This window comes from Cobetia sp. QF-1 (assembly GCF_002213105.1).
GTDB classification, from domain to species: Bacteria; Pseudomonadota; Gammaproteobacteria; order Pseudomonadales; family Halomonadaceae; genus Cobetia; species Cobetia crustatorum.
Genome location: NZ_NBVS01000002.1, coordinates 134004 through 158159 on the forward strand (window position 1 = coordinate 134004; position 24156 = coordinate 158159).

The 24156-nt window shown below is 61.4% G+C and carries 11 protein-coding genes; 6 read left to right on the forward strand and 5 right to left on the reverse strand.

Annotated elements, in window-relative coordinates; genetic code table 11:
* Position 1 precedes the first annotated feature (1 nt).
* The 5 genes from CFN46_RS03955 (at position 2) to CFN46_RS03975 (ending at position 18915) form a co-directional block, all read left to right on the forward strand.
* Positions 2–13771, forward strand: coding sequence for a carbohydrate-binding protein (locus tag CFN46_RS03955; RefSeq protein WP_254918397.1), 13770 nt, complete (start codon positions 2–4; stop codon positions 13769–13771).
* 499 nt (positions 13772–14270) lie between these two features.
* Positions 14271–14552: a peptidylprolyl isomerase gene (locus tag CFN46_RS03960; protein ID WP_035160499.1), complete on the forward strand. Its 282-nt coding sequence runs from the start codon at positions 14271–14273 to the stop codon at positions 14550–14552.
* 95 nt (positions 14553–14647) lie between these two features.
* Positions 14648–16237: an ABC-F family ATPase gene (locus tag CFN46_RS03965; protein ID WP_088742768.1), complete on the forward strand. Its 1590-nt coding sequence runs from the start codon at positions 14648–14650 to the stop codon at positions 16235–16237.
* Between the two features lie 244 nt (positions 16238–16481).
* On the forward strand, positions 16482–17477 hold the full coding sequence (locus CFN46_RS03970; protein WP_088742769.1) for a PepSY domain-containing protein: 996 nt from the start codon (positions 16482–16484) through the stop codon (positions 17475–17477).
* Positions 17478–17718: 241 nt separating this feature from the next.
* Positions 17719–18915, forward strand: coding sequence for an NAD(P)/FAD-dependent oxidoreductase (locus CFN46_RS03975; protein ID WP_088742770.1), 1197 nt, complete (start codon positions 17719–17721; stop codon positions 18913–18915).
* Positions 18916–18955: 40 nt separating this feature from the next.
* On the opposite strand, the gene CFN46_RS03980 is transcribed toward CFN46_RS03975, so the two are convergent.
* Positions 18956–19864, reverse strand: coding sequence for a LysR family transcriptional regulator (locus CFN46_RS03980; protein ID WP_088742771.1), 909 nt, complete (start codon positions 19862–19864; stop codon positions 18956–18958).
* Between the two features lie 175 nt (positions 19865–20039).
* On the opposite strand from CFN46_RS03980, the gene CFN46_RS03985 reads away from it, so the two are divergent.
* Complete coding sequence (locus CFN46_RS03985) at positions 20040–21236, forward strand: MFS transporter (protein ID WP_088742772.1); 1197 nt, start codon at positions 20040–20042, stop codon at positions 21234–21236.
* Between the two features lie 124 nt (positions 21237–21360).
* Here the strand turns inward: CFN46_RS03985 and CFN46_RS03990 are convergent, their stop codons facing one another.
* From CFN46_RS03990 to CFN46_RS04005, 4 genes are all read right to left on the reverse strand, one after another.
* A complete protein-coding gene (locus tag CFN46_RS03990) occupies positions 21361–21711 on the reverse strand; it encodes a YqjK-like family protein (protein WP_088742773.1) in 351 nt (116 codons plus the stop codon).
* A 73-nt stretch (positions 21712–21784) separates the two neighbouring features.
* Positions 21785–22207 carry a phage holin family protein gene (locus CFN46_RS03995; RefSeq protein ID WP_088742774.1) on the reverse strand — a complete coding sequence of 141 codons (423 nt, stop codon included), beginning with the start codon at positions 22205–22207 and terminating at the stop codon, positions 21785–21787.
* Complete coding sequence (locus tag CFN46_RS04000; RefSeq protein WP_088742775.1) at positions 22207–22545, reverse strand: YqjD family protein; 339 nt, start codon at positions 22543–22545, stop codon at positions 22207–22209. The genes CFN46_RS03995 and CFN46_RS04000 overlap by 1 nt, the downstream gene beginning before the upstream one ends.
* Positions 22546–22955: 410 nt before the next feature.
* On the reverse strand, positions 22956–24134 hold the full coding sequence (locus CFN46_RS04005; protein WP_254918398.1) for a phospholipase A: 1179 nt from the start codon (positions 24132–24134) through the stop codon (positions 22956–22958).
* Positions 24135–24156: the final 22 nt, after the last annotated feature.

The following is a 24156-nucleotide window of genomic DNA, read 5'->3' on the forward strand; positions in this document are numbered from 1 at the left end:
CATGTCATTCGTATCGAGTCGTCTTGAGTCCATGGCATCACGTATCAGGAGTGGTGATCGTCTTGATGAAAAGACGTTCCAGGATCACGAAATAATGGTCACGCCATTTCCCTCAGTGTGGGGAAATTCCATCAAGTCAATGCGAATGACATTCGAGGATGCGCAGGATCGACTGTCGGTATTTGAGCGCTTTGAGCGTCCCTTTGTCTTTGATCATCTGCCTACCCCCCTATCAGGCAAGCTCAAGATGATGATCGAAGCGTTGGACGAAAGAGGCGAGGTGCTGCCTGGGTCTGGTGAGCAGTTCGGCTTCGAGATCGAGTCACCGGATGTCGTCGCCGAGGAGGTGAGTGACCAGGAGGTGAGTGACCAGGAGGACACGCCGCAAGCCGCCCAGGCGCTACTGACCAGTAGTGATGAACCTGCTGCGGGCACAGGACCTGCCTTGCTGGCCGAACCTGCCCCTCTGGCCACGGCGGCGCTCATCGCACCGGAAAGCTTCACTACCCTTCGTATCGAGGCCGAAGACCTCAGCGATGACGACGGAGATGGCAATGCATCCTCCATCGGTGGGGCCGGTATCGAGGTGGTGACAGGGGGGGATAATCCGTCCAATACCGCCAATGCATCAGGCACTGCCTACGTGGACTTCGGCGGCGCGACCGGCGAGACGCTGACCTTCACCTTCAGCGTCACCGAGGCCGGTGAATATGAACTCGCGCTGGGGTATGCGCTTAGCCAGAATGGCGATGGGTCTGATCGCAACCGCCCATTGCGCCTGGACGTCAATGGCGAACTTCAGGATCGAATGTTTGATCTGCCGAGCACGACCCTGACCGGCGACGCCACTGATTTCAGTGAGTTCGGCGAGCGTACCATTCGCGTTCAGCTGCAGGCGGGCGAGAACACGGTGTCCTTCACCTCCAACGGGGCCAGTGGCCCCAACGTCGACTATCTGGAAGTGCGTGCGCCGGACCCGGACGTCTTCGTCATTCAGGGTGAGGATCTCGATATCGGCTCGACGTCTGATGTCGCCGACGCTGGCACCAATCGTGTGGTGACTCTCGACAATATCGCCAGCTTCACCAATGGCAGGGAAACCTTCCGGGTCGGCGCCGAAGGCGCCAGCTATCTCGACTGGGCATCGGGCAATGCCGAGGCCTACGGTGACTTCACTCTCGAGGTGGCTACCGCCGGCACGTACAGCGTCACCGTGACCTATGCCAGCAGCTCGGCGCGTCCCATTGGCCTCTTTCTCATCGATGAGGGGACGCCAGGCCAGATTGGTACCTTCCAGTTCGCAGCGGTGACTGCGCCGAATTACTACCCCGATGATGTCGATGATGTGCCCGCGGACAACCAGCCAGGCAATGGCGGGCCTTCCGCGTGGGAGGGCTGGTCGACCGAGACGCTGGAGATCACGCTGGCCGCGGGCAGCAATACCCTGCGTCTGGGCGGCGCGACCAACGGGCCGAACATCGACAAGATCGAGGTGGCGCTTCTGGAGGCCGCTGCGGTGGAGCCTGTCGATCCGGTGATTGCGCCAGTCGTGATGCAGGCAGAGGATGCCGTGCTGGGCGTCGACAACGGGGCCGCCACCGTGGTGCGCGACGCCGCGAATCCCGAGGCCGGTGGCTTTGTCGGACTGCGCCCGGACTTTTCCGGCACCGGTTACGTGGATTTCGGCAGTGCGCCGGGTGACAGCCTCACCTTCACCGTCAATGTGGCCGAGGCGGGCGACTACGACCTCAACTTCCGCTATGCCAGCAATGGCGCGCGTCCGTTGGCTCTCTCGATCAATGACGGCGAGTCCTCCGAGCTCGCCTTTGTCGGGACTGACCCCAACGCCGGCAACGTCGACCCTGAGGGCTTCGATGTCTGGAGCTACCACACCCTGACGACGAGTCTGGAGGTCGGTGACAACACCGTCACGCTGACGATCCCTGATGGGCGCAGCAATGGGCCCAATGTCGATCGCCTGGAGGTCACCACGGCGGGCACGGGCCTGGTAGGGGATGTCGTGGCGGATGCCGATGCCTCTGTGCTGATCTTTACCGCCGTAGACCCCCTCCTCAATGGCGCGACCGTCGGTGAAGCGGGCTTCAGCGTCAGCGGACTGGATGCCGACATCACCTTCGTCGGCGTGACCTTCGATGAGGGAATCACGGTCCAGGAGGTGGTGCCGAACCCGGATGGCAGCTTCACGCTGGATCTGTCGGGATTCGCTGATGGCGATCTGTCGGTCACGCTGATCGCCATGGATGCCTTCGGCAACCGTGCCGAACAGAGCCTGGCACTGACGCTGGATACCACCGCCGATGAGGGGGGCGACCTGGCACTCGAAGGCCCGCAAGATGCCATCGAGGCGGATGACAGCGCCAGCGTGGTATTCGGTGTCGCGGGAATCGATGACGGCTCGACTCTCGAGATCAGCTTCGACGGCGGCGTGACCCGTCAGTCCGTTGTCAGCGATGGCGACACCTTGACGGTCGATCTCTCCACACAGGCCCCGGGCGATGTGATCGTGACCCTGATCGTGACCGATGCCGCCGGCAATGAGGCGAGTGTCGCGGAGGCGGTCACGCTGGCCGTCGTCGGCAGCGTGACGCTGGATGTCACCTTCGATGACGCCACGATCAGCGCCTACAACACGACCCAGGACAATCCCTCCGTTGGCACGGGGGCGGTGGTGGAAGACGACGGTGGCACTCTGACGTTGAACGACAATGTCTGGAAGCGGGCAGCCCTGCCGGAGGACTACACGATCACCAGTGGCAGCATCCTGACCCTGGATGTGGCCATATCCGATTCGCCGGTCCCCGAGATCGTTGCCATCGGCTTCGATGCCGATTCCAATCCGTTCAATGGCGGAAACAGCGTCTATCAGCTGGGCGGCAGCCAGACGCAGGGTGGCTTTGTCGATCTGCGTGGTCAGGGCATCGACAATGGCGATGGCACCCTGCGCTTCACCATCGATCTCTCGGCGCATGCGGGCATCACCCTCGATTCGCTGGTCTTCGTCAACGACGATGATGTGGGCGCCAAGGGTAGTGCGAGCTTCAGTGGCGTAAGCCTGTCAGAAGCCGATGTCGATGACACCAACAGCGCACCGCGCGTGGTGGGGGGGGGTATCGCTGATCTGAGCCTCGACGAAGGCGCGAACCTCGAGGTTGACCTGCCCTTCGTCGATGACGATGGCGATGACCTCGCCTTCAGCTTCCGAGTCACCGATGGCGATGGCCTGCCGGTCACCGTGGACGGGCTGAGTGTCAGCGACAATGTGCTGTCCGGGAGCCTCGCTGGTCTGGTGCCGGGCGATTACACCATCACGGTGACCGCCGATGATGGCACCGCCAGTACCGATACCGACTTCGCCTTGAGCATCGAGAACGTCAATGACGCCCCGGTGGCGGAGCCTGCCGCTCTCGAGCCCTACTTTGGAGAGGTGGGCGAGAGCTTCCTCCAGATTCCGCTGGCGGACTTCGCCTCGCTGTTCTCCGATGCCGATGGCGACAGCCTGTCATTGACGGCCGAGGATCTGCCTGCCGGACTCGAGGTGATCGATGGCGTCATTCAAGGCACGCCAAGTGAAGGGGGCACCTTCGATGTTGTCGTGCGCGCCACCGACCCGAGTGGTCTGTCAGCGACCCAGTCGCTGAGCTTCATCATCGAAGGCACCCAGGTTGGCGATAGCATCACGATCGAGGCGGAAGATTTCACGGATCTCGACGCCGGTAACCTGATCGTCACCGGCAGTGCGTCGGCGTCCAACGAACAGCTGATTCGTCTGACCAGCAATGCCCCGGCGACGATCGGCACTGATCTCTCGGCGGGCGGTGTGGAGCCGGGCTGGTACATCGCACGCCTCTATGTGTTCGATGAAACCGACGGTGAAGGCACCTTGACCCTGACCATCGGTGACACCGTGCTTGAAGCGCGCAACACGACAACCGATAGCCTGAGCGCCGACGTGGTATTGAACGACGACTTCGGCACCTTCGTCGGCAGTGGCGCGCGCGGAAATGCAGGCCAGAGCGGCAACCGCAAGGAAATCCTCTTCGAGACGCCCTTCGAGGTCACCGCCGGTGATCTGGCAAGCCTCGAACTGCGTGGTGCCGGTGGCGAGCTGATGCGTATCGACTCGCTTGAATTCGAGCGTATCGATGAGCCGGTCAATACTGCCCCGACCCTTGCGGGACTCGGTGCCGCGATCAGTGTCGACGAGAACAGTGCTGGCGTGGCGAGTCTGGTGCTTGAGGATGCCGATGGCGACAGCCTGACGGTGACGCTGTCCGGTGCCGATGCCGCGCTCTTCACCTACGACGTGGCGAGTGGAGGAATCGCCTTCCTCAATCCACCGGACGCGGAACTGGCCGCCGACAGCGATGAAGATGGTATCTACGAGCTGACCGTGACGGTGACCGATGGCGAGGACAGCGTGTCACAGGACACCCTGATCACCGTGGCAGATCTCAATGAGAGCATCGCCATCGACCAGACCGCGTTTGCAGTGGATGAGAACCTGACCGAGATTGGCGCGATCCCGCTCGTCGATGAAGACGGGGGGACTCTCGGCCTCAACGCGCCGGTATTCGCCATCACTGGCGGGGCCGACTCTCCGCTGTTCACCATTGACGCCACCACCGGCGTGCTGAGCTTCACCAGTGCCCGCGATTTCGAGCTGGCGGTCGATGATGACGAAGATGGCGTCTATGACGTCGAGGTCAGCGTCAGTGACGGCGACCTCTCCACCACCGCGCAGCTCTCGGTCACCGTGAATGATGTCGATGAAGCGCCGTTCTCGCCCCTGCGTCTGCAGGCCGAAGACGGCACGGTGACGAGCTTCGATGACGGCGCCAACGCGACGGATACCGTAGTGCGCGATGCCGACAATCCCGAAGACAATGCGAATCTGGAGAACGGTCTGCGGCCGGGCTTCTCCGGTACCGGCTATCTGGACTTCGGCGACACGGCTGGCGATAACGTCGCCTGGCAGATCGAGGTGGCCCAGGCCGGTCAGTACGACATCAGTGTGCGTTACGCCACCAATACCGATCGTCCGCTGGATCTGGTGATCAATGGCGGCGATCCGCTGATGCTGGCCATGGCCAGCACGGACCCGGACGGCAGCGGCGGGGAAGAAGGCTTCGACCACTGGGTCTTCGAGACCTTCACCGTCAGCCTGGAGGCGGGCAGCAACTCCATCGTGCTGGCGATTCCCGCTGGCGCTACCACCGGCCCCAACATCGATCGCATCGAAGTGACCGACGCCGGCAGCGGCCCGATCCCGGAGGATGTGAGTGCCGATGAGGACGGCGATCTCGCCATTGTCGCGGCTGACGACACTCTCGATGCCAGTCAGCTGGCGGCGGCAGTCTTCAACGTCTCCGGCATCGATGATGACGTGATCAGCGTTGCCGTGTCCTTCGACGGCGGCGCGACCCGTGAGGCAGTGACGCCGGACGCCGATGGCAACATCACGCTGGATCTGAGCGGCCAGCTCGATGATCAGAGCGGTGATCTCGCCGTCTCGCTGTTCGTCACCGATGCCACCGGCAACGAGGCCAGCGCCAGCGAGGTGGTCAGCTTCGCGGAGGGCGACGGCACGCCTGCATTCAACTTCGCCATCGAGGGCGAGGCGCTGACCATCATCGATACCGACGGTGATACCCAGGTGCGCGATGCCGACAATCCGGAAACCAATGTCGCCTCCGGGCCAGATGGGCTGTGGGATGACTTTACCGGCACCGGTTATCTGGACATGGGAGCCGACGCCGGTGACGCCGCCGAGTTCCAGGTGGCGGTCGATGAGGCCGGTACCTACACCCTGGAGGTTCGCTATACCAATGCCGGTTCCAACGGCGCGAATCGCCCCATGGACATCCTGGTGGACGGGCTGAGTCAGGGGAATCTGGCCTTTGCCTCCACGGGGACCGACGCCGCCGGCTGGGAGAACTGGACCACCACGACTCTCGAGGTGGAGCTCGAAGCCGGCGACAACACCATTCGCCTTGCCAACCTGGGCAACGCCGGCCCCAACATCGACAGCCTGACGGTGAGCCGTGATGGCGTGGTGCCGGAGCGTCCGGTGGAGCCGGGTGAGCGCTTCTCGGTCAAGATCAACTTCCAGCCCGAAGGCACCGCGGTGCCGGATGGCTACATCGCCGACAACGGCAAGGCCTTCGGCACCCAATCGGTGACCGTAGACGGCCAGACCCATCAGTACGGCTGGATCACCGAGGCGTCGATCTACGACGGAGAGCCCGGCACCGAGCCGCTGGACATCAGCGCGCTGACCAGCGTGGCGGTGAATGACCGCACCGATGACATCGCCGGGCTCGATCCGCGCCAGGGGACCTACGCCCACTTCGACCAGCCGGGAAGCGCCTATGTGCGCGCCGGCTGGGAGATCGAGCTGGACGATGGCTACTACGAGGTCACCGTCTCCATCGGGGATACCTCCGGGCCCTACGACAGTCGCAACGTGCTCAATGCCGAGGGCGAGCTGTTCAATGATCCCTTCACCCCGTTCCGGCCCGATGATTTCCCGGCGGACGGCAATCCGTCAGATGATACCGATGGCTTCCGCTCGGATCTGGTCACCCGCATCGTGCAGGTCAGTGATGGGCGATTGACACTGGATTCCCTGGGGCTCGACAACGAGAACACCGAGATCCAGTACCTCGAGATCCAGGCACTGCCGGACCTGACGCCGGAAGATGATCGCATCGCCGCCGAGGATTACGCCTTCTTCACTGATGCGCGCGCCATCGCTGGGGTCGGTGACAACGAGGTGGAAGTCGATCTGGACCCCGACGACGGCGGCCTGCCGAGCGGGGTCGACCCGACGTCCGACATCTTCGTCGGCATCTCGGTGGTGGACGGTCGCGGCGGGGCACTGCTCGAGAGCCTGGCTGACGGTTCGATCCGGCTGATCGAGACGCTGACCGGAGAGGAGGTCAGCTTCAACGCCAACACCACCGGTGGCTTCGATTCCCTGACCATCTCGCCGAGCCAGACGCTCAAGGAGTTCACCAGCTATACGCTGATCATCGACGGCTTCCAGGATCGTGGCGCCAACGACGACCTGGACGCGCCGACCCGTGAGTTCCAGAAGTACACCAACACCTTCATCACCGGCGAAGCCCCGGAGATCGTCGCTCGCGATGTGGCCTTCAATGACGTGGTGGAACTCGACGGTGCCTCTGACAACGCCTTCGGTTTCACCTCGCTGGAGATCACCGCCGATGGCTCGACGATGTACATCGCGACCATTGGGGGGCAGATCCTGCGCTACGACATCGACCCCGTCGATGGCTCCCTCGGCAACCGCCAGGAGCTTTCGCTGCCGAGCGATTACTTCCATCAGGACGGGGCCGATGCCAGCAATGATCGCCGCGGGATCATCGGGCTGGTGATCGACCCCACCGATCCCGACGTGCTGTGGATCACCGACAACTATCCGATCCCGCTGTCTGGCCGTGACAACGGCGTGCCTGACTTCAGTGGTCGGATCACCAAGATCACCCTGGAGGGCGGTAGCGAGTTCTCGGGCACCGCCGAGCCCTACATCACTGGCCTGCCACGCTCCAATGGCGATCATGTGACCAATAGCCTGGAGTTCCGCGCGAATCCGGATTACGACGCCGAGACCAATCCCGATGTCCCGAGTCATCTGCTGTATCTGATCCAGGGCTCCAACTCTGCCATGGGCGAGCCGGACAGCGCCTGGGGCAATCGTCCGGAGCGTCTGTTGAATGCCGCGGTGATGGAGATCGACCCGACCCGTGATGCGCCTCCCGGCGGCTTCGATGTCACTACCGAGCCGCTTCCCGACAACGGCCAGAATACTCGCTTCGATGACCCGGATGGCCATCCCAAGGACGACCCGATCCCGATGGGCAATGGCGAGTTCCTGGTGTTCGATGAGCGTGGTGTCGCCACGGTGCAGGACGAGTCCGGCAACGTGCTCGAGTCCTACTACGACCCCTACGCCAGCGACGCGGTGCTGACGATCTTTGCCACCGGGGCGCGCAACGCCTACGACCTGGTGTGGCATTCCAATGGCTTCCTGTACGTGCCAACCAACGGTTCGGCGGCAGGCGGCAACGTGCCGGACGACCCGTCGACGCCGGAGGACGAGCGCTACACCAGTGTCGAGAAACAGGATGACTATCTGTTCAAGATCGTCGAGGGAGGCTATTACGGGCATCCCAACCCGCTGCGCGACGAGTACATCCTGAACGGCGGCAATCCGACCAGTGCCACCGACCCCAATCAGGTCGACAAGTATCCGACAGGCACCAACCCCGAGGGCACCTACGATATCTCGGGTGTCTATTCGCTCGGCGAGAATCGCTCGCCCAACGGCGCAGTGGAATACACCAGTGATGTCTTCGGCGGCAATCTGCAGGGCAACGTGCTGTTCACCGAGTACTCCGGTGGTGACGACGTGCGCTCGATCACGCTGGATGCCAACGGCAACGTGATTGGCGATGACGTACTGCGTGATCCTGAGGGCAACGTCATCAGTTACGTCGACCCACTGGACATCATCGAGAATCCGGTCACCGGCCAGCTTTATCTGCTGACCCTGAATCGCGGCAATGGCCAGAGCCAGATCATTCGCCTCGACCCGGCACCGGGCGGGGTGGTGGATCCGGTCGACCCCGTGGACCCTGTCGACCCGACGGATGAGCTGGTCTCGCTGCTGGTCATTCAGGCCGAGGACAGGACGCCTGACGACGGCACCGCCGTGACTCTCGCGACGGGGACGGACGCCGAGATCCAGATTCGCGACATCGACAACCCCGAGACCAACCAGCCGGACCTGCCCAATGGCCTGCGCCCCGGTGCCTTCGGGCTCGATGGCAATACCGACGACACCGACGGCACGCCAGGTGGCTATGCGGACTTCGGGTCTACCAATGCCGACTTCCTCACCTTCACGTTCGAGCTGGATGCCGAGCAGGCTGGCGACTCGGTGTTGCATCTGCGCTATGCCAACGGCGGCAATGCCGATCGCCCGCTGGAAGTGTTCGTCAACAATGTCAGTGTCGGGGTGTTTGACTTCAGTCCGCTCGACGGCCTGACGGGGGATGCAGCCTGGGCCGAGTGGTTGACCGAGGCCGTGGCGGCGACGCTGGTCAGTGGTCAGAACACGGTGCGCCTGCAGGCCACCGCCGGCACCGGCCCCAATATCGACCAGCTGGAGATCCTGCAGGAAGCGCCGGATACCACGCCTGGCGTCGATGAGTACGAGGCCGAGGGGGCAGTGCTCGATGGCGCCGTGGTGGTACTGACAAGCGATGATGATCGCAACGCGTCCGGTGATGGGTACGTCGACTTCGCGGGAACGGGTGATCAGACCATTACCTGGACACTCGATGTCGCCGAGACGGGAAGCTATGACATCGCCTTCCGCTACGCGCTTGCCGCGACCAAGGATGACCGTCCCCTGGGGCTTGCGATCAATGGTGTCGACCTTGGGATGTTGAACTTCGAAGGCCAGAGCAACGCTGACGAGAGCGACTGGTTCTTCCAGAACACGCTGGTCGCTCTGCAGCAGGGCAGCAACACCATCACCCTGACCGCGCCTGGAGCAGTGGGGCCGAACATCGATCTGCTGCAGGTGCCGAATGCACCGTCCGACAGCTTCATCCCGGTATATGCCGATGTCTCGAACGGGTCGCGCATCGAGCTCGAGAGCGGTGACAGCGCACGCACCCTCAACGAGCTGACCGCCGACTTCTACTTCAGCGTGGACAGCAGCGGACTCTATCGTCTGGATCTGGCCGCGAATGCGGGCGCCGATGATGGCCAGGGCCTGGCCCTGACGCTCAACGGGCAGTCGGTGAAACTGCTGGCCTATCCGGGAGTGGGTGACGCTGGTGAAGAGGGCACCTATGTCGAGCTCGAGGCCGGGGTGGAGTACAACCTGCGTGCGGTGTCCACCGCCGATGGTGCCGATGATCTCGACTATCTCGATGTGACGCCGGTGGTCGGCAGCGACGACGCCGATATCGAGGTAGAGAGCGGTGATGCCGCCTATTACTCCGATCGCCTGCACTTCAGCTATCTGGACGATAACAGCGGCTCGAATCCCGATCGTGACTTCAAGGAAAGTGCCACGGTCACCATTTCCAACACCGGCAGCGATGTGCTGGAAGTGCTCGATGCCGACATCGACGGCCCCTTCACGCTGGCGGATCCCGGGGTGTTTGATGGCCTGACGCTGGCCGCGGGGCAATCCCTCGAGGTCACGGTGCTGTTCGACCGGGACAGCTATACCGCACCGTCCAACAATGCCGGTGATGGGGTCTTCGAGGGCCGTATCCGTCTCACCACCAACGATGCCGACTCTCCGATCGCCGAGATCCACATGGCAGGCTTCTGGCAGGCGCGTGACGAGGGTGGCTGGGAGCCCAACGTCAACGAGGTGTGGGAGGTGTTCGGCTTCGGTAACCGTATCGAAGGCTTGTCGACCGTCGGTGGCGGAGAGAATTCGGTACTCAACGACTTCGATCTGTATCGCCCGGTCAATGATGACGAGGTGCTATCGCGTTACTGGTCTCTGGCCGAGGGGGCTGGCGAGGCCAGGATCACCCAGCTGGCGGCCTATCACGGCGGTGGCGGGGCGACGCTGGGTATCCACAACCCCGGCGACAAGGGGCAGGACGTGATCTTCTCCAATCACGCGGGCGACAATAACCAGTCGATCCTGCCGGTATTGGGCAACGGCAACTTCGCCACCGCGACCTTCGGTCTCGATGATATCCCGGCCGGGTGGGCCGGAAGTGGCGTGTTCGGTATCGAAGTGGCCAATCTGTCCACGGACCCGTCACTCAACCCGACCGGAGGCGGCACCCCGCCGGCCGATGCCGAGGGTATCGAGCGCGGCTATACCGTGCGCATGTTCCGGGCACTCGATGCCGAGGGCAACGTGATCCCCGACACCTACCTGGGGATCATGGATTACACCGGGATCAACTATGACTACAACGACAACATGTTCCTCATCGAGGGCGTGACACCGGTGTCTGGTGGTGAGCTGACGGTCATCAACAATGACGGCGTGCCTTCCAACGATCGCCTGGTGATGTCGCGCATCGAGAATCCGGCCAATGCCGCGCAGGAGGTGCATGACGAGGTGACCGTCACGCTGAGAAACGATGGCTTCGAGAGTCTCGACATCAGTCGTGTCGAGGTCAGTGATGCGACGCTGTTCGAGCTGACGGAGGCCTTCACTGCGGTGACGCTGGAGCCGGGTGAGTCAGTCGATGTGATCGTGCGCTTCATCGCCGACGACCCCAACGATGGCAGCCTCTACGAGTCCAGCCTGATCATCACCTCAAGTGATGCGGATGAGGGAGAGAAGGTCATCGAGCTTGCCGGCCTGGCCCAGAATCGCTCAGAAAGCGGCCAGGAACCGGGAGTGCAGGAGATCATCGATGCCTTCGGCTACTCGACCAATGTTGCCGAAGGGCAGATGAACCAGGGAGGGCTGGTGGAGGCCAACGGCGATGAGATCCTGTCTCCGTACTTCCAGCGCGCCGATGGAGGCTCGCCGATCAAGATCACTCAGCTGGCGGCTTACCATACCCAGGGCGACGTGGCACGACTGTTCATCCACGACGTCGACAGCCGTGATATCGACGAGGTGCTGGCCCACGACGAGGCCGATGGTCAGACGTTGCTGCCGCGCACGCTCAATGAGGGAGATCTGCTGACCACCACCACCCTGGATCGGGATGCGCCCTTTGGTTTCTTCGCTGAGATATCGGGCCGCCAGGGCTATATTTCCTGGTCCGATCCCGACGCCAACCTCCATGAGGACACCGTCGATGCCATCGGCACTCCCGGCAACAATCTCAACTGGGACGAGAATGATGGCCACCTGATCCGTGTGTATGTGGCCAGGGACGCCGCCGGCAACGAAATCCCGGATACCTATATCGTGATCCAGGATTACGCGGGGGTGAACTACGACTACAACGACAACATCTTCCTGGTGGAGAACGTCACTACCTACGATCCCGCAGGGGCGGAAGATGCTGACGGCAATGGACGAGTGGATCTGTACGACGACGATGACAACGACGGTGTGCCGAACTTCCTCGACAATCCCGAGCCGGTGGGACAGAGCGCCTTCAATGCCGGCGAGACTGCCTGGGCGGTGGGAAGCGATGGCCTGACACTGGAGGCGCGCCTGTTCGACAACGGTGGCCAGGGCGTCGCCTACAACGACACCACGCAGGCCCACCAGGGCGATGGCTTCCGTTCCGACGAAGCGGTGGATATCTCCAATGGCAGTCTGGCCATCGGCTATGTGGCCGACGGTGAGTGGCTCGAGTACACCCTGAATGTCGAGACGGCGGGCACCTATGCACTGAACTTCTCCGCCTCGGCGACTTCCGACGGCAAGTCGATCACCGCCGCCTTCGAGCAGGACGGCAGCTTCTATACCGAGGGGCAGGCGGTGGCGGTACCGGACACCGACGGTTTCACCAACTTCACCGATGTGGGTCCCTTGACCTTCACGCTGGAGGAAGGTGAGCAGGTGCTCAGATTGACCTTCAACGGCGGACAGCTGGATCTGGCCTCTCTGAATCTGACGCTGGTGGCGCCGGTGGACGATGGCCAGCAGGCGTACACCGACGATGGTCAGCCCTGGCAGGTAGGCAGTGACTTCAGCCTTGAGGCGGTGAATTACGATGAGGGCGGACAGGATGTCGCCTACAACGATTCCAGCGAGGTGCAGGAGGGGGGCGATGTTCGCGGTGAGGGCGTGGACATGGCCAGCGGCGGCAGCGCCATCGGCTGGATCGAGGATGGCGAATGGGTGGAGTACACCTTGAACGTCGAACAGGCCGGTACCTACAATATGGCCTTCCTGGCTTCCCTGGGAGTCACGGGGGGAGGGCAGCGCAGCATTACCGCAACCTTTGCCAAGGAGGCCGACGCCCCGTACGCCAGCGCCACACCGGTAGGGGTCTCACCGACCGGTAGCTGGACCAGTTTCGTGGGTACCGAGACCGCCCAGGTGACCCTGGAGGCTGGAGAGCAGGTGCTGCGACTGACCTTCAATGGCGGTTCCATGGACCTGCAGGGGTTCTCGCTCTCCCTTGATGGTCAGCAGGCCTTCAATGCGGGAGGCATCCCCTGGCAGGTGCAGGCGGATGAGGGACTCAGCCTCGATGCCGTCAACTTTGATGAAGGCGGGCAAGGGGAGGCCTACAACGAGCTCTCCAGCGCTCAGTTCGGCTCGAACTATCGCGATACACCGGTGGATATCGTCGGCGAGGGGGAAGCGATAGGCTGGGTAGAGGATGGTGAATGGCTTGAGTACACCATCGATGTCGAGCAGGCCGGCGCTCACACGCTGTCATTCGTCACCTCCGCTCCTGACAATGGGCGCAGCATCATGGCCTCGGTGGAGAAGAATGGCGAGTTCTATGACGAGGCCAGTGGCACGCTGCCCAATTCCGGCGCCTGGGGAGTCTATGTCGATGGCCCCTCGCTGACGCTGGACCTGGAGGAGGGGGTGCAGGTGTTGCGTATCACCTTCAATGGCGGTTCACAGGATCTGGCGTCCTTCCAGATCACTCGTGATCCGGATGTGGCTCCGGCTGGCTCACCGAATGCACTCGCGATGATGAGCATGCTCGAGGACGGCGGCGCGATTCCGGTCTCCAATGATGAGGAGGCACCGATGAGCGACGATGTCGGCCTTCAGGGCATACAGGATGATGTCCAGGCCGGTCTGCTCTAGAAAGACGGCGCAAGATGACGGGGAATGCGTGAGCAAGTGGCCGGGAACATGGCATGTGCTGGAGTCTTGCCTTTCCCGGCCCGCGTAGATGCCTGGCAGGACATGCGTGAGTCTCTGACGCGCATGTCCTGCCAGGCATCTGTGTGTCGCCAGTTCCCCCCCTCCTTCTTTCGGTGTGACTCTCCGAGATCCCCCGGCAACACCTGATAGCTCGAGAAGGCTCTTGATGTCCCCGCATGCGTCTGGCTGTGCCGGATGCTCGCCTGTCAGAAGCGGCTGCGAACACGCACTGCAGCGTCTGTCTTCCTGAGCTGTTATCATGCCCGCCTTCAGATTCACCTTGTTGCCTGTTGTCTCTCTCATCTTTCGTCTGGCCTCCCGCCACGTCCCTCGTCATGCGCCTGTTGTCGCAGGTTGTCGCTGACAGGACAGCACCTCGGAGGGACAGAACGCGAACCGGGAGAAGACAGGCACGCATTCGCTTGCAAGAGGACATGAGATGGCTCGTATTGCCATGGCACGCCACATTCTGGTGAAGACCGAGGCCGAGGCGCAGCGTCTCAAGCAGTCACTGGAGCGCGGCCAGCCGTTCGAGAAGCTGGCGAAGAAGCACTCCACCTGTCCTTCCAGCAAGCGGGGCGGTGACCTGGGCGAAGTGCGCCCCGGCCAGATGGTCGGCGGCATTGATCGCGCCATCTTCAAGGGCCCGCTCAATACCCTGCAGGGGCCGCTGAAGAGCAAGTTCGGCTATCACCTGCTGGAAGTCTTCTTCCGTGGCTGATGCCTGACGGACCGCGATTCCAGACCCCGTATCATCCGGCGCCAGCGTGACGCTTCGTCACCGCCCATCTTTTCATTCCAAACGGATACTCCCTCGTGATCTCTACCGCTAATCTCACCATGCAGTTCGGTGCCAAGCCGCTGTTTGAAGACGTCTCTGCCAAGTTTGGGCGTGGCCATCGCTACGGCCTGATCGGTGCCAACGGCTGCGGCAAGTCGACCATGATGAAGATCCTCGGTGGCGATCTGGAGTCGTCCGGCGGTCACGTCATGCTCGAACCCAATATCCGCTTGGGCAAGCTGCGTCAGGACCAGTTCGCCTATGAGGAATACACGGTGCTCGACACCGTGATCATGGGTCATGAGCGTCTGGCCGTGGTCAAGGCTGAGCGTGACCGTATCTACTCGCTGCCGGACATGAGCGAAGACGATGGCATGAAGGTCGCGGAGCTTGAAGTCGAATTCGCTGAACTCGACGGCTATACCGCTGAAGCGCGTGCCGGTGAATTGCTGATGGGCCTCGATATTCCCATTGATCAGCACCTTGGGCCGATGAGCGAAATAGCGCCGGGCTGGAAGCTGCGTGTATTGCTGGCACAGGCACTGTTCTCTGATCCTGACCTGCTGCTGCTGGATGAGCCGACCAACCACCTGGATATCAACACTATCCGTTGGCTGGAAGACGTGCTGACGTCGCGCTCCAGTACCATGATCATCATTTCTCACGATCGTCACTTCCTGAACAGTGTCTGCACGCACATGGCCGACCTGGACTACCGTGAACTGCGTCTGTTCCCGGGCAACTACGACGAGTACATGACCGCCGCGACCCAGGCGCGTGAACAACTGCAATCTGACAACGCCAAGAAGAAGGCGCAGATTGCCGAGCTGCAGTCGTTCGTCAGCCGCTTCTCTGCCAATGCCTCCAAGGCCAAGCAGGCAACTTCGCGCGCCAAGCAGATCGACAAGATCCAGCTCAGCGAGATCAAGCCGTCTTCGCGTATCAGTCCGTTCATTCGTTTCGAGCAGACCAAGAAGGTGCATAATAACGCCGTATTGGTCGACAAGCTGGCCAAGGGCTTTGACGGTAATACCCTGTTTGAGAACTTCAGCTTTACGGTGGCTGCTGGTGAGCGTGTCGCGATCATTGGTCCTAACGGTATCGGCAAGACCACATTGCTGCGCACGTTGGTGGGTGAAATGCATCCAGATGCCGGTAGCATCAAGTGGACTGATGCCGCTGACGTGGGCTACTACGCGCAGGATCATGCTCACGATTTCGCCACCGACATGACGCTCTATGACTGGATGGCGCAGTGGACCAGCGGCGGCGAGCAGGTCGTGCGTGGCACGCTGGGTCGCATGCTGTTCTCCAACGACGATATCCTCAAGTCGGTCAAGGTCATCTCCGGGGGTGAACAGGGGCGCATGCTGTTCGGCAAGCTGATCCTCAAGCAACCCAACGTGCTGGTGATGGATGAGCCGACCAACCACCTGGACATGGAGTCCATCGAGGCGCTTAACCTTGCGCTGGAAAACTACCCTGGCACATTGATCTTCGTCAGCCATGACCGCGAATTCGTGGGCTCACTGGCGACACGCATCATCGAGCTGAGTGCAGATGGTGTTGTCGACTTCAGCGGCACCTACGACGACTACCTGCGTAGCCAGGGCGTCATCGTCTGAGCGTGTACGTCTGCTCCTTGTGGTGAAATCGCCGTTCTGATCGCCCCCGTTGCCTCTGGCAGCGGGGGCGATCTGCCATCTGGCGTCGACGATTCGCGCCATTCGATTGCGTGATGTGACTGCATGTGAGAATCATTCGCCGATGAGGTGTATTTGCCTTATCATCTGCGCCTCTTGATCGCACCCGCGCGAAGGCGTGTGCATTCACCTTGTCGTCGTCGCTCACCCCAGGAACAGAGTCATCATGTCAGATGTTGCACCCGGTGCCCCCGCTCAACGGCTTGCCTCGCGCGCCACGTCCACGCTCCAGGACACCCCCCGTCAGCGGGGGCGGCGCAAGACCCTGGCGCAGCGACTCAACCCCTGGATTCGCTCTCTGCATCTGTATTGCGGCGTCGCGCTGGTGCCCTTCGTGCTGTTGTATGGCGTGAGCGCCTTCCTGATGAACCATCCCGGCCTTTATCGCGACATCCAGCAGACACCGTTGTCTTCCGAGGCGTTGCAACGCGCCGCGTTGGGCCCGGTGGATGCCCAGGCACTGGCCGTGGCCAGCGTGGCGGAAATGAACCGTGTCTCCTCGGGGCGTCACGAATTCACGCTGATTGACCCACAGGCGCTCAAGGGCGCGCCGTTGTCTCTGCTGCTGGACTCCCGGGGAGCGGACATGCGTCAGCGCTACATGGTGGATCTTTCCCACGGTGAGGGGCGGCGTATTGCCATGCAGGAAAATGCCGCGGGAAATGCGTCGGCTCGTCCTGCTCGCATGCCGCTGGCCGGCCAGATCCTGACGCTTCCTGACACTTCGCCACTGGCGGTGCCACTGGTCAGTCAGCAGACCCGTCTTCGTGAGGCGATCGGCGCCAGTGAACGTCAGCCACTCAATGGCAAGGGGACGCTCGACTTCACGCTGGAGGACGGCAGCGGTCAGCGCTTCAATGCCCAGTTGGACCTGTATTCAGGCAAGCTGAAGGGCCAGCCCGTCGGGCAGATCCAACCCGGCGCGGGGCTTGGCGAAACCCTGACGCACCTGCACAAGCAACATGGCTACAAGAGCAGCGTGCTGGAGTGGGTATGGGCAGTGGTCGTGGATGTCATGGCCTGCGTGATGGTGCTGTGGGGGCTGACTGGCCTGTGGATGTGGTGGCAGATGAAACGCCGACGCCCCTTGGGTGGCCTTCTCATGGCGGCCGGTATCGGTCTGTCGGCGGCTCTGGGGTTGGGGCTGCACGCCGGAATGTAACGTCTGAAGTCAGCTGACGTGCGAGCTGAAAAAGAGCGCTGTGGATATCCGCAGCGCTCTTTTTGATGGGCCAATCCGCGTTCCGCATGTTGCCAGGGCACAGCGGGAGCCCGAAACCGAGCGTGGCTTCTGGTAAACTGCGCGGCCGGTGTCTGGCACAGTCGGGCCACCACGGTGCCTCTACTCGAGCACTCGGCGTTTCAGCACCGTCTTTCTCTTCTTGTTGCACGAGGTTTCCAGCATGGCCACATACGACGTCATCATCATCGGCGCAGGCGCGGCAGGCCTGATGTGCGCCGCCACGGCGGGCTATCAGGGCAAGCGCGTGCTGGTGCTGGACCACGCCAACAAGGCCGGCAAGAAGATCCTGATGTCAGGTGGCGGGCGCTGCAATTTCACCAACCTGGATGCCGGGCCGTCCAACTTCTTCTCGCGCAATCCGCACTTCTGCATCTCGGCGCTCAAGCGCTATACGCCGCACCACTTTCTGGAGCTGGTGGAGCGTCATGGGTTGGATCACGTCGAGAAGAAGCCGGGGCAGCTGTTCTGCGCTGATTCTGCCAAGGATCTGCTGGCGATCCTGATGACGGAATGCGAGTGGGCCGGGGCGGAGATCCGTCTCAATACCCGCATCACCGCGATTGAACAGGCGGGAGAGGGCATGCGCGTCGCGACCAGCAACGGCACGCACACGGCCGGACGTGTCGTGGTCGCCACGGGCGGGCTATCGATTCCGACGTTGGGTGCCAGCGGCTTTGGCTATGACATCGCACGTCAGTTCGGGCTTGAGGTCACCGAGACCTACGCGGCGCTGGTGCCGTTCACGCTGACCTCGCAGTGGAAGGAGCGCCTGTCGCCGCTTTCGGGGTTGTCCTGTGATGTCAGCGTGACCGCTGGCAAGGGTCAGTATCGCGAGCCGATGTTGATCACCCACCGTGGCCTGTCGGGTCCGGCGATGCTGCAGGCCTCCTCTTGGTGGACGCCAGGCCAGCCGCTGAGCATCGACCTCTTGCCGGGCGTGAACGCCTATGACGAGCTGATCGCGCTGCGTGAGCAACATCCCAAGCGCCAGGTTGGCCCGTGGCTAGGTGAGCGACTGCCCAAGCGTCTCGCCCAAGCGCTGATAGAGTGGCAGGACGCTGATGCTGGGCGCCTGAGTGAGCGCAGCCTGGCGGAGCTCTCCAATGCGCGTATCGAGCAGCTAGCGCAGTCGCTGAATCATTGGCAGCTCAAGCCTGCCGGTACCGAAGGCTGGCGCACGGCCGAGGTGACGATGGGCGGTGTGGTTACCGATGCCATCTCCCAGAAGGATTTCAGTGTGCGCGATCTGCCGCAGCTGGCCTTCATTGGCGAGGTGCTCGACGTGACCGGCGAGTTGGGCGGCTACAACTTCCAGTGGGCGTGGTCATCAGCGGTCGCCTGTGGCCTGAATAGTTGAGAGCCGTTGGATCGTGAGTGTTGCATGGCTCAATCATGCATCACGCCATCTGCGCGCGTATGGCAGGAATAGCGGTCTCGACCAACGTGACGAAGGCTTCGATGACCGGACGCGATGGTGTGCTGGGGTAGTGGAGCTCCAGCGGCACCGCTCCTAGTGCGGGACGCAGCGTGATGAAGTGACAGCCATCGCATTGCAGACGTCGGATACAGGCCGGTGTGATCGCAAGCCCGAGTCCGGCGGCGACCTCGCTGAGCAGCGTCTGCATCATTGCTGGTTGACGTGTAATGCGCGGAGAGAAGCCGGCGTCGCCACAGGCACTGATGATGTGATCGAACAGCCCCGTCGCCTGATCACGCTGAAACAGCACGAAGTCTTCATGGCTCAGTTCACGCAAGGCAAGCCGCTTGCGCCGGGCCAGCCTATGGCCTTCTGGCACCACCACCATCAACTCATCGTCATACATCGGCAAGGCTGCCAGTGTCTCGCGCAGCTCCATGGGTAGCGGACGTGACAGGCCGACATCGATCTCCTCGCGCGCAAAGGCATCCAGTTGTTGTTGAGCAGTCATCTCGTGCAATACGAGCGTGACATCGGGGTGCTGTACGGAAAATTCGCGCATCAGGCCCGGTACGAAGCTCGCGCAGGCCGAGCTCATGTAGCCGATACGCAGCGTGCCGGTCTGGCCGCTGGCGGCCATCGCCACGCGCTTGCGTGCCTGTGCCTCCAGCGCCAGCATGCGGTTGGCTTCTTCCAGCAAGGCCTCGCCTGGGGCAGTCACCCTCACTTCACGCGTATTCCTCCACAGCAGACTGACGCCCAGTTCGGCTTCGAGATCGGCAATCTGGCGACTGATGGCGGGCTGCACAGTATGTAGCTCGCGCGCGGCGGCAGAGAAACTTTTCAGCGTCGCCACTGCTACGAAGGTTTTCAGAGTACGTAGTTCCATGGCGGGCTCTTGTAGGTGATTGATGCCCTATCGGCATGAGTCATATCATATCTTATCATTTCTATTATAAGTTTCTGCTCGTTAGGCTGACGGCCTGCCATTCTCTCGCTCACTCATGTGCTCATTCGCTCATGGGCAAGCGCGTGCGATGGTCCTGAACCTGTGTGGAGCCTAAATGAATACCTCGTCTTCCCAAGCCGCCTCTCATCAAGAACGCGGGGCATCACGGTCGCTGTCTTCCGGCGGTCGCTTTACGCTACTGGCCATCGCCTGTCTGACCATCATGGTCGGTACCGTCGTCGCGCCGGGGCTTTTGAATATTGCATCTGCCTTGAAGGTGGGAAGCTACGCCAGCTGGTTGATTACCTTGCCCTCGCTGGGGGCGGTGCTGTTCGCGCCAATCGCCGGGCGCATGATCGATCGTCTCGGTGCCTATCGCGTGCTGATCGGAGGGCTGTTTCTCTATGGCTTGCTGGGGGCGGGCGGTGCGCTGCTGGAAGGCACGGTGATGGTGTTTGCCGATCGCATTCTGCTGGGCGGTGTCACGGCTGTCGTCATGGCGGGGGGGACCACGTTGATTTCCGAGTGGTATCACGGCCATGCGCGACTCAAGATGATTGCCCTGCAAGGCATGTCAATTGAACTGGGTGGGGTGATCTTCCTGTTCGTCAGTGGCGTGTTGGCAGGCATCGCCTGGCAGTTGTCCTTTGGTCTGTACCTGCTGGCCTGGGTGCTGTTGGCCATGTTGTGGATGATGGTGCCCAAGCAGTCACCGGTTGCGTTGGAGAGCGAAGCTACCGATGGTGCGGCAGGTGCAGTGGCGTCCTCACTCAATAGCGTCTATCTGGCGGCGGCAATTTCATTGACGTTGTTCTTCACTGCCATCGTCATGTTGCCGGAACGCTTGAACATGCTCGGCCTTGATGAGGCTGCCACTGGGATCTTCCTGGCAGGTATCTCGCTGGTGGCCGTGATTGCTGCGATGCTGATGCCCTGGGTATCCCGTACCTTGCGTGAAATGCCGACGCTGGTGCTGGCCTTCGTGCTGTATTCCGCTAGCCTGTTCGTTTTCCAGCAGGCCGAGAGCATGGTCGTGATGAGCCTGGGAGCCGTGCTGGCTGGCATGGGCTTTGGCTTCTCCATTCCCCTGCTGAATCACATGACGGTAGAGCGCAGTCACGTCGCCGTTCGCGGACGTAACCTTTCCTATCTGACCATGGCCATCTTTCTCGGTCAGTTCCTGACCTCCTTCCTGGAGTTCTTGCCCGGCGGCGGTCGCGAGGTGTTCGGTTTTGCCGCGGTGTTGGGGCTGATCTTTGCGGTGCTCTATCTGGCTGCTCATCTGCTCAAGCAGACCAGTCGAGCGGCGTAAGCGATTGAATGTTGTGAAAATGAAAAAAGCCCCACGACCTGAATGCCAGATCGTGGGGCTTTTCGTTGTATCGCTGAGCGTGATACGACTATCGCGCAAAACGGTCTTGCCGATTCATTGCGAGTTATTTGTTGAACAGTACTCGCAAGCGCCGAATCATCACCCACCCCATCAGACCACGTTTCACGAGACTCAAACCTTTCTTCGGCTTGAATCCACCACGCGCGGCGATAAGACCGCCTAGCAAGACGAGCGGGCCACGGTATTGCTGAATCTTGGCCCAGCCACGATCAATCGGCGCCGTGGCGGTTTCGAGATCCTGCATGGCGTGGCTGATGTCGAGGCGCTGTTGAGTGATACGTGCTTCGAGCTCAGCGCGTCGCACATCACGCGGATGCGATTGCCCACCTCTCGTCTTGAGAGAACCAGGCGAAGACGGATCACGCTGCAAGGCTGGTTGTCTTGAAGGGCTCATACGGCCTCCCTGGCGACGAGCTCGTGTATCACTCCTGGTGGAGTTGATGCACGAGCATCACCTGCACACATCATCAATTGTGTTCGCGCTGACGTTGGCGAGCCAGCGCCTCGGCACGCACACCCTTGAGGCTTTCGCTGTCGGTGCTCAGGTGGCTAAGTGTGGAACGCAGCAAGCTCCGCCGTGAGGCGATGGCCTTGACGCGCCAGGCAATCACTCCTCCCAGTATCAGCAGCGTACCGCCACATAAGGCGATAGCGAGCAGACGATGAGTATCCCAGTACGCCGCGACCACCAGCAGAATGGCCATGCCGATGCCGAAGCAGATCAGCATCAGGGCGATTCCAGACAGCAGCAGGAGCACGAACAATCGCTCGCGCTCTTCCTCCAGCTCCAGCACGGCGAGACGCAGACGCGTCTCGCCGCTTTCCACAAGGCTTGCTGTCAGGCGGCGGATGGCGCCAAGTACGCGTTCAACCGGCCCTTGTTCCTGCATTAGCGGCGGCCGAGCAGAATGCCGAAGACAACGCCAGCGGCGGCGCCGATACCGATGCTGGTCCACGGATTGTCGTGGACATAGCGATCGGCACAATCAGCGGACTGGCGTGCGCTGGCAGCGATACGATCACCTTGTTCGCTGAGGCGAGCACGAGTCGCTTCCAGACGAGTCTGGGCGCGTGCACGTGCTTCTTTCATGCTGTCGCGGGAATCTTCAGCCGAGGCATGTATCAGGTCCTCGACGGTCTGGGATAGATGGCGCAGATCATCCTTCAGCTGTTCGGTGTTGGCATTGGTAGCTGACGTCGTGTGATCACCGATCTTTTGCATAGCCATGATGTAATTCCTTCCCGTGTGTCGAATGAGACTTCGTGAATAGCAAGCACAGCCTTGGGCAGTGCTCATGACTCTCGAATGTCATCTTCCCTGGGGCGCCGCAGGCGGCAGGGCATGACCTTGTGTTGCTATGGATGTTGCTACAAAGCCCTCACTTCAACGCAGGGCGTTTCGTGGGGCCATATATGAAGCGTTGGGGCCGCTCGGAATAAACACAAGGGCAGATGGGCAAGAGACCGCAAGATCGTCGGAGATTGGGCAGATAGAATGACCTGGATCAGTTCTGCAAGGTTATTGGGCAGAAACCGCTCGGCGGGTCTGCGTAACAGGCGCCGCTCGGCAAAACGGACAGCCAAGGCTGTCCGTTTTGCGTGATATCCGGTTCTGTCATAACCGTGGATGATCTGCCATCAGGTTTCGGGTAGTCCGGCGAAGAAGGTGTTGATCGAGAACCCGAGACCGAAGCGATTCACGCTGTGATCATAATCGATCAAGCTTTCGCCATAGCCGTGATAGTACTGCACGTAGCCACGTACCTTGCCGAATAGCGGGAAGGAATAATCCAGCTGGTTGCCGAAATTCCCTTTGGAGGGGTTGCCACGCACCATCCAGGTAAATTCATGTTGATCCACGGTATAGCCCACGGTGATATCGCCGTAGCCGATGTAGTTGTAGAGATCCGGGTTGTCATCGTCATCGGACTCTTCCGGCACCCGCCAATGCGGTGTGACGGCCACGGCCCAGTCACCGTTCTGGAACATCATGTCGGCGTAGACGCGATTCCAGCTGCGCGATAACGGATCGGAGCGGCCATTGGACTGGTGTGCAAAGCCAAGGCGATTGCGTGTGTTGGTCCACCCGAACAGCTCGAAGCGATTATCGAACTGGATAAAGGCTTCCGGCTCGTAATTGGTTTCGCGGAACGGAGATGAAGCATCGGAGTTGTACGCCTGCCACCAGCTGCGCTGAGTATAAGCAAAGAAGACATCTCCGTTGTCGCCAAAGACGTCGTCCATCAGCTCGACCTTGAAGCTGAGCTGATATTTGACTTCGGTCTTGTCCACATCGCCTTCGCGTGTCACCTGATTGAAACTTTCGGCATTGGGCGTCGAGTTGTAGGCCCAAGGCAGCAGGTAGTTGCGCTTATAGGCGGTGATCGCCAGTGGATTGCTCTCGGCATTGTCCTCAAGCGCAACACGTTCCTGTGCGCGAAGCTGAGCCGGGCTATCGCTGGAGCGATTTTCCTGCTCGGCATCAGCATCAGTCCCCGTCATTTTCGTGGGAATCGTCTCACCGACAGGGACAAAACTCTGCTCTGCCCGCGTGCTCTTGGACGCAGGCGGCGAGTAGGTTGGCGTGCGTCGAACATCACTGTTCTTGGCGCCAGCACGTGCTTGTGCGGGTGTCATGCCCAATTCCTGGGGAGTGAAGCGCTGACCATTGGCCAGCACCATGCGACCCTGGGTATCCATGGTATAGGGCACGGCAGCGCTGGCTGATGCCGCGAGGGTCAGCAGGGCCGTCGCCAGCAAACCGGATAGGCACGCGGTGGCTGGCCGGAATCCGGTAGAGATGAGACGGAAGGGCATGAGGATATCCTGGTGGGGTAAC